6 protein-coding genes are annotated in these 8,089 nt (G+C 63.9%); 4 read left to right on the forward strand and 2 right to left on the reverse strand.

Annotated features, from left to right (window positions below; genetic code table 11):
* From AC3AYF_RS15170 to AC3AYF_RS15185, 4 genes are all read left to right on the forward strand, one after another.
* The coding region (locus tag AC3AYF_RS15170) for an undecaprenyl-phosphate glucose phosphotransferase (RefSeq protein ID WP_295040413.1) at nt 1-1,065 on the forward strand (1,065 nt) is incomplete at its 5' end.
* A 142-nt stretch (nt 1,066-1,207) separates the two neighbouring features.
* The gene (locus tag AC3AYF_RS15175) at nt 1,208-2,488 is read left to right on the forward strand and encodes an O-antigen ligase family protein (protein WP_295040411.1); all 1,281 of its coding nucleotides are present in this window, start codon (nt 1,208-1,210) and stop codon (nt 2,486-2,488) included.
* A gap of 91 nt (nt 2,489-2,579) precedes the next feature.
* Entirely contained in the window at nt 2,580-3,935 is a 1,356-nt protein-coding gene (locus AC3AYF_RS15180; protein ID WP_295040409.1) for a UDP-glucose dehydrogenase family protein, read from the forward strand.
* A gap of 49 nt (nt 3,936-3,984) precedes the next feature.
* Nucleotides 3,985-5,391: a mannose-1-phosphate guanylyltransferase/mannose-6-phosphate isomerase gene (locus AC3AYF_RS15185; protein ID WP_487779939.1), complete on the forward strand. Its 1,407-nt coding sequence runs from the start codon at nt 3,985-3,987 to the stop codon at nt 5,389-5,391.
* On the opposite strand, the gene AC3AYF_RS15190 is transcribed toward AC3AYF_RS15185, so the two are convergent.
* Nucleotides 5,392-6,777, reverse strand: coding sequence for a mechanosensitive ion channel family protein (locus AC3AYF_RS15190; RefSeq protein ID WP_295040406.1), 1,386 nt, complete (start codon nt 6,775-6,777; stop codon nt 5,392-5,394).
* A gap of 164 nt (nt 6,778-6,941) precedes the next feature.
* Nucleotides 6,942-7,928, reverse strand: coding sequence for a Bug family tripartite tricarboxylate transporter substrate binding protein (locus tag AC3AYF_RS15195; RefSeq protein ID WP_487779940.1), 987 nt, complete (start codon nt 7,926-7,928; stop codon nt 6,942-6,944).
* Nucleotides 7,929-8,089 lie beyond the last annotated feature (161 nt).

The following is an 8,089-nucleotide window of genomic DNA, read 5'->3' on the forward strand; positions in this document are numbered from 1 at the left end:
CGTATCTGGCTGCTGGGATGGATGCTGCTGGCCCTCGCGCTCTCCACCAGCGCGCGCGGGATCGCTTATCCGTTGATCGCAAGCCTGCGCAAGCATGGCCGAAACCAGCGCAAGGTTCTATTGATCGGCGACGCTTCGTCGTGTCGCAACGCCTTCTACGCCCTGCGCCGGGACCCGGGGCAGGGATTCGATGTCGCTCGCGTTCTGGTCCTGGATTACGGTCTCGGGCGGCGGCTCAAGAAATACCAGGGGGTGGTCGATAACTACGAGTTCGGACGACGTATCACGGTCGAGGAGGACGAGGTCTGGGTATGTCTGCCGCTGTCCCGCGGGAACGATGCGCATCGCATCATCGATGCGCTGGATACGGTCACTGCCAATATTCGCCTGATGCCGAACCTGTCGGATTTGCGCCTGATCAATCACAGCACGTCGGTCATCGCCGGGCAGCATCTCATCGATGTGTGCTGTTCGCCGATGACCGGGTGGCGGCGAATGAAGAAGCGCATCCTGGACGTATTGCTGTCCAGTTTGATTCTGGTGACGATCGCACCCCTGCTCCTGATCCTGGCGCTGGGGGTGCGGGTCAGCTCGAAAGGCCCGATCTTCTATCGGCAGGAGCGCGTCAGCTGGAACGGTCGACCGTTCTGGATGCTGAAGTTCCGCTCCATGCACGTCGATACCGAGCAGGGCGGTGTGGATTGGGGCGGTGCGAGGAACAAGTCGACGACACGTTTCGGCGCCTTCCTGAGGCGGACCAGCCTCGACGAACTGCCCCAGTTCATCAACGTGCTTCGCGGGGACATGTCCATCGTCGGCCCGCGGCCGGAGCGCACGATCTTCGTCGAGCGCTTCAAGCACGAGATACCGGGCTACATGCAGAAGCACATGGTCAAGGCCGGCATCACCGGATGGGCCCAGATCAACGGCTGGCGTGGCGACACGGATCTCAACAAGCGGATCGAGTGCGATCTCTGGTATATCGAGAACTGGTCTCTATGGCTCGACCTGAGAATCATTCTGCTGACGTTCTTCCGGGGGTTCACGAATCCCCACGCCTATTGAGGGCGGTTGGCTGGCACGATATCCGTGAATGTTCGTTTCGAGATAGGTGATTTGTGACGCCGCCCATGCGGCGTTTTTCGTTTTCAAGTGAAAAGCATGAGGGAAAGAGATGGGTTGGTACTGCCCTAGGGGTATCTGGTGGTTGGGATTTTTATTGGTACTGGTCTATGCCGCCTTCGGGATCGCTGCGCATTCGTTGAAGGATGTCATCGAACCCTACATGGCCTTTCTGGGGCTGGCTTCGTTACTGATCTACGGCGGTTGGCGGCGGAAAAGCGTGGCACTGATCCTGCTGGTGGCGGTCTGCCTGGTCCAGATCGTCAGCTGGTGGCTCGCCATCGGCGATCATCCGCAGTGGGCCAGGCCCAACCCCGATACGGAGAGGCTGGCGAAGCTGTTCATCTTCATTGCCATCGCCTGGTGGTTGAGAGGGAGCCTGTGCCATATGTTCTGGGTCTGGGGTCTCGCCCTGGTGGCCTTCCTGCTGACGACGATCGTGCTCCCCGAGGGGCGCGAGTCCTGGCTCATCGGCTTGCAGGGAGATCGCGTCGGGTTTGGGATCCAGAATAACCAGCACGCCTCGATGCTGTTCGGCGTCGCGCTGCTCGGGCTCTGTATTTTTGCCCGACGCTTCTGCTGGTCCGGCGGGTTTCGCCGGGGCCGCGCCTGCGTCTGGTTCGGCATGATGCTGATGGTGCTGGTGGGTATTCTGTTCGGCCAGACCCGGGCCGTCTGGTTGGCGCTGTTCGTCTCCGCGATCGTCGCCTTGCTCGCGGTCGGCGTTTACGCCAAAAGACGCTATCGGGTCCGCCTGCTCAACCGGAAGACCGTGGGGATCGGCGCCGGTCTGCTTCTGGCAGCCGTGATCGTGACGGTGCTGTTCGGTCATGTACTGACCGATCGGGCGTTGGCGGAAGATCAGATCATTGCGCAGTTGCTGTCGGGACGGCTGGATACGCTGCCCTATACCAGCATCGGCATCCGCATCCACTCCTGGGTCGCGGCCACCCAATGGATCGGCGAGAGACCCTGGATCGGGTGGGGCAGCAACGGGCGCGAGCTGGTGATCGAGCACACGCCCTGGTTGCCGGAGTATGTGAAAACCCACTTCGGACATCTGCACAACTTCCTGCTGGAGACGCTCGTCAACTACGGCGTCCTGGGGCTTGCCTGCATGGTCGGCCTGATGGCATGGGTCGGAACCATCACCTGGAGAGCCTGGTCCCGGGGCGACATGCCCAACGACGTGGCGCTGTTCGCGGTGGCGTTCTTCTGCTATTGGCTGATCGTCAATCAGTTCGAGTCCTACCTCTCGTTCTGGACCGGCATCTATGTCCACAATCTGATCGTGGCGGGGCTGGTCACGCTTTACTGGCGTTCATCCGGCGACCCGCGCCGCGCCGTCGAAAACCGATTACCATAGACCACAATCGCCAGGCGGCGACCGCGACCCGCACACGGGATCGCGATGTCGCGGCTCGCGCTTTTTTCATCCGATGGTTGAAGGGATAGCAATGCGAATCACGATTTTCGGTACCGGATATGTCGGCTTGGTCACCGGGGCCTGTCTGGCCGATGCGGGCCATGAAGTCATGTGCATGGATATCGATGAACAGAAGGTCGCCCGGCTCAAGCAGGGCGAGATTCCGATCTACGAGCCCGGGCTGGAGACGCTGGTCACCGAGAACGTCGGCCAGCAGCGGCTGCTGTTCACCACCGATGCCGCGGAAGCGGTGGCGTTCGGCACGCTGCAGTTCATCGCCGTGGGCACGCCGCCGGACGAGGACGGCAGCGCCGATCTGCAGTACGTGCTGGCGGTGGCCAAGACCATCGGCCAGCACATGGAGGAGTACAAGGTCGTGGTCGACAAGTCCACGGTGCCTGTCGGTACCGCGGATCGGGTTCACGAGGCCATCGCCGGGACCCTGGGCGAGCGCGGCGTGTCCCTCGACTTCGATGTCTGTTCGAATCCGGAGTTTCTGAAGGAAGGTGCCGCCATCGAGGATTTCACCCACGGTGCCCGTATCGTCGTGGGTACCGACTCGGAGCGGGTCAAAAGGCTGATGCGCGAGTGCTACGCACCCTACAACCGGCGCGTCGAGAAACTGATGTTCATGGACGTGCGCAGCGCGGAACTGACCAAGTATGCCGCCAACGCGATGTTGGCGACCAAGATCAGCTTCATGAACGAGATCGCGAATCTCGCCGAGCGGTTGGGGGCGGATATCGAGCAGGTTCGCCGGGGCATCGGGAGCGATCCGCGAATCGGCTATCACTTCATCTATCCCGGTTGCGGTTATGGCGGCTCCTGCTTTCCGAAGGACGTCCAGGCGCTGGCGCGGACCGCCAGCCAGATCGGATACGATCCGCAGTTGCTCAATGCCGTCGAGGCGGTCAACGACCGCCAGAAGTCGACCCTGTTCGAGAAGCTCGGCCAGGCGTTCGATGGCCAGCTGGACGGCAAGACGGTGGCGGTCTGGGGGCTGGCGTTCAAACCCAATACCGACGACATGCGCGAAGCCCCGAGCCGCCACCTGATGGAAGCGCTCTGGGCCGCTGGCGCCAGGGTTCGGGCGTACGACCCGGAAGCCATGGAGGAGTGTCGACGCATCTACGGCGAGCGCGACGACCTGACGCTGGTCGGGGGGCGCGACGAAGCGCTGCAAGGGGCGGATGCGCTGGTGATCTGCACCGAGTGGAAATCCTTCCGGACGGTGGATTTCGCCCATCTGCACCGCACGCTGCGGACACCGGTCATCGTGGATGGACGCAACCTGTTCGAACCCGATCAGGTTCGCGCCGCCGGCCTGCTCTATTTTGCGGTGGGCCGCGGCGACTCGCTACGCATCAGCGGCCGTCCGGCGCACTGAGCGCCCGACCATGCCCAGCCCGACAACCGAGCGCGAAGGAGAGGCAAGGATGCTCATACCCGTGGTATTGGCCGGCGGTGCCGGCACGCGTCTGTGGCCGATGTCCCGCGCGAGTCACCCCAAGCAGTTTCTACCCATCACCGGGCGTCGCAGCATGCTGGTGGAAACGCTGGCGCGGTTCGATCCACTATCGCCCGCGGCGCCGATCGTCGTCTGCCAGGATGCCCATCGCTTCCTGGTGGCCGAGCAGCTGCGCGAGGCGGGCGTGACCGGCGATATCCTGCTCGAGCCGGCGCTGCGCAACACCGCACCGGCGATTGCCCTGGCGGCGTTGCAGGCCTTTGACCGCGACGAGAATGCGCTGATGCTGGTGTTGCCTGCCGATCACGCGGTGGCCGACCCGAAGGCGCTGATCGAGGCGATAGCGCCGGCGCGGGCGGCGGCGGAGCAGGGCCGGCTGGTGACGTTCGGCGTGTCGCCGACGCGGGCGGAGACCGGCTACGGCTATATCGAAGCCGCGGAGACCCCGCGCGCCGATAGCGCGGTGCCGATCCGGCGCTTCGTCGAGAAACCGGATGCGGAGACCGCGCAGTCCTATCTCGACAGCGGCCGCTACCTCTGGAACAGCGGCATGTTCCTGATGCGTGCGGACCGCTACCTGCAGGCCCTGGAGCGGCAGCGGCCGGCCATGCTCGCGGCCGTGAAATCGGCCTGGGACGCGCGCCAGGTCGATCTCGATTTCCTGAGGGTGGGAGCGGAGGCCTTCAGTGCCTGCGAGGCCGAGTCGATCGATTATGCCGTGATGGAGGACGCCCCGGACGCCAGCGTGGTCGCGCTGGATGCCGGCTGGTCGGACGTCGGCTCCTGGCAGTCGCTATGGGAAATCTCCGACCGGGACGAGGACGACAACGCGCTGCGCGGGGATGTGATCGTCGACGGCGTGAGCGGGAGCCTGATACACAGCGAGAGCCGCCTGGTGGCGGCGATCGGCGTGAGCGACCTGATGATCGTCGAGACACCGGATGCCGTGATGGTGGCGCATCGCGACGCCTCGCAGGCGGTCAAGCGCATTGCCGAGACGCTCAAGCGCCAGAATCGCACCGAATGGGATCAGCACCGTCGCGTCCACCGGCCGTGGGGCAGTTACGACGGCGTGCACGCCGCGGAGCGATACCAGGTCAAGCAGATCAGCGTGCGGCCGGGCGGCCGGCTGTCGCTCCAGAAGCATTTCCATCGCGCCGAGCACTGGATCGTGGTGCGCGGTACGGCACGGGTGACGCGGGGCGAGGAGACCTTCCTGCTGGAGGAGAATCAGTCGACCTACATCCCGCTGGGCGTGGTCCATCGTCTCGAGAATCCGGGCAAGATCGAACTGGAGCTGATCGAAGTCCAGAGCGGCAGCTACCTCGGCGAGGACGACATCGAGCGCTTCGACGACGTCTATCGCCGGGAGTGATCACTGGGCCGTGCCGGCTCTGCTGCCTTGGTCGTCGGCCCCCGCGGTTCTCGTTGTCGCCGGGTCCGACGGCTTGTTGCCGCCATCGCGCTGGGGGACATCCAGACGCAGGGTCGGCAGGTACTCGGGGTAGTTGTCGCAGATGAAGTCGATCAGGCCTTCCCGGATTTCGCAGCGCAGATCGAACGTGTTGGGTCCGCCGCTGCTGCTGATCAGTACACGCAGCTGCTTGTTGCGCTCGGTCATCTCCAACATCTGGACCTTGCACACTCGTCCGGTCCAGAATGGCGAGGCCTCGGCGATTCGCTGACACTCGGCCCGCAGCGGCTCCATCGGCAGGTGGTAGTCGACGTAGAGAATGACGACGCCGATCAGATCCTTGTCGCGGCGGGTCCAGTTCTCGAAGGGGTGGTCGACGAAATAGGTGATCGGCAATACGACCCGGCGCCAGTCCCAAGTTCTGCCCACCGCGTAGGTAAGCGTCAACTCTTCTACCCAGCCCCACTCGCCCTCGACGATGACGGAGTCATTCAACTGGATCGGCTGCGTCAGCGCGATCTGGATCCCGGCGATCAGGTTGCCCAGCACTTTCTGCGCCGAAAAGCCCAGCACCACGCCCAGTATCCCCGCCGAGGCCAGAATGCTGGCACCCAACTGACGAACCTTGTCGAACACCATCAGCATCGAGGCGAGCGCCAGGATGATGATCACGAAATTGATCAGCTTGCGCAGCACCGTGATCTGGGTATGAACCTTGCGCGCGATGGCATCTTCGTCGTCGAACTTGTAGCGCTCACTCAGCGCGCGCTCGCTGATATTCACGCCGTGAATCAGCACCCCGGCGATGCTGCCGATCAGTATCAGGCTGGTGAGATCATGAAGCGCCGCATCGAGGCTGGCCGAGGTGATGAAGACCGGGAACAGCGAAAACAGCACGAAGATCGGGATCAGTGCGGCCAGACAGCGCGCCATGAACGGCACCAGAAAGCGTTCCAGTATCGAGGTGCGCGAATCGCCCCAGCGATCCATGGTGGCGACCAGCCGCCGGCACAGACGAATCAACAGCCAGACGCCGAGCAGCGCGGCACAGAAGTGCGCGACCGTCATGATCAGCGCGTGGCCCTCGACTGCATTCGGGATCAGAAAGTGGGCCGCGCCAAAGAGCCCATAGACCCAGAGCACGCCCACCAGCGGCGGGTGGACGGCCTTGGCGGTGGTGCCGAGCAGGGAGTTGCGGCCATCGCCGATTCGTTTCAGCCGGAAGTGCACGTACTTGAGCAGCGCATGCGCCGCGATGGTGACAGCGATGATGATCGCTGCCGTGAGCCAGAACGGCAGCGCATCGAGCCACGCCGCCACCGTCGTATTGATGACCGATGCCTTCATGGGGGAGCCTGTTGTTGCTATTGTCGACTCCCTTCAGCTTAGGCGCTCTGACTACAACTTTCGTCGGATAATGAGTGTTTATTCGCTTGGGCCCGTCGGCAGGCCGGCGATACGATGAACGGCGCTCGCTCGATGGTTCGAGCGAGCGCCGGCTGCCAGGCGGGTTACCGGGACAGACCGATCTGGCGCGAGATATCGCTGATCTGGGCGATCTGGTCGTTGACGAAGGCCGTGAAGGCTTCGCCATGCATTTCGAACGGCATCAGGCCGTTCTGCGTCATTACGCTCTTCCACTCGTCGCTGGCGTATAGCGTATCGATGGTGTCGACCCACCAGTCGTAGGCGTCGTCGGAAACCTCCGCCGGCATGTAGAAGCCGCGCCAGTTGGGGGCGATGGTGTCGATTCCCTGCTCGCGCGCCGTCGGCCACTCGTGCAGCTTGCCGGGCAGGCGCTCCTCGGAGAGGATCGCCAGGGGGCGCAGGTCGCCGGCCTCGATGAAGCTGATCACTTCCGAAATGTCGCCGGTGAAGGCATCGACGTGGCCGCCCAGGGTCTGTGTCACCGCCTCGCCGCCGCCGTTGTAACCGAGATAGGGAATGCGCGCCAGGTCGTCGACGCCCGCGGCATCGGCCGCCATCAGCAGCTTGAGATGGTCCCAGCCGCCGGTGGCGGTGCCGCCGGTGAAGGTCAGGGCCCGGGGGTTCTCCTCCAGCGCCTGCATGACGTCGGAGAGCGACTGATACGGCGAGTCGGCGGCGACGGCGATGACCCCGTAGTCCGCGCCCAGCGTCCCGATCCAGTTGACCATGCTGGCGTCCATCCCGGGAAACTGGCCGCGAGCCAGGCCGGTGGTGGTCACGGTGCTGGCGGCGACGATCAGGTTCTCCTGGCCGGCACGTTTCTGAACCACGTGAGAGAAGCCGACACCGCCACTGGCTCCTGGCATGTTGGTGGTCTGGACGTTGCCGTCCACCAGGTCCAGGTCGCCGAGCACCCGACCCACGGAGCGGCAGGTGAAATCCCAGCCGCCGCCGGGATTGGCGGGGGCGATGCAATCCACCTTTCCCGTCTGTTCGAACGCCTGGGTGGCGCTGGCGGCACTCCAGAGCAGGCCGCCCAGGATGAGCGTCCCGAGGTGAGGTTTGATCATGGCGCGTTCCTCTTGGTCTTGTTATCGATCGTCGTCTGGTGATCGATCGGCAGGGATGAGTCCCGTCCCGCTGCCGTCCTCCGCCAACGGGCGGGCAGGGGCGACAGCAGACGCTAGAGGACTGTAGCGAGCGGCGGAGAGGGGAAAAATTGGTTTCTGGG

The organism is Salinicola sp., from assembly GCF_982684285.1.

What these genes read in the sequence shown, in the direction of transcription:
- AC3AYF_RS15190 (WP_295040406.1), bottom strand. Translation starts at nt 6,777, where the DNA reads ATGAAGGCATCGGTCATCAATACGACGGTGGCGGCGTGGCTCGATGCG.
- AC3AYF_RS15185 (WP_487779939.1), top strand. Translation starts at nt 3,985, where the DNA reads ATGCTCATACCCGTGGTATTGGCCGGCGGTGCCGGCACGCGTCTGTGG.
- AC3AYF_RS15195 (WP_487779940.1), bottom strand. Translation starts at nt 7,928, where the DNA reads ATGATCAAACCTCACCTCGGGACGCTCATCCTGGGCGGCCTGCTCTGG.
- AC3AYF_RS15180 (WP_295040409.1), top strand. Translation starts at nt 2,580, where the DNA reads ATGCGAATCACGATTTTCGGTACCGGATATGTCGGCTTGGTCACCGGG.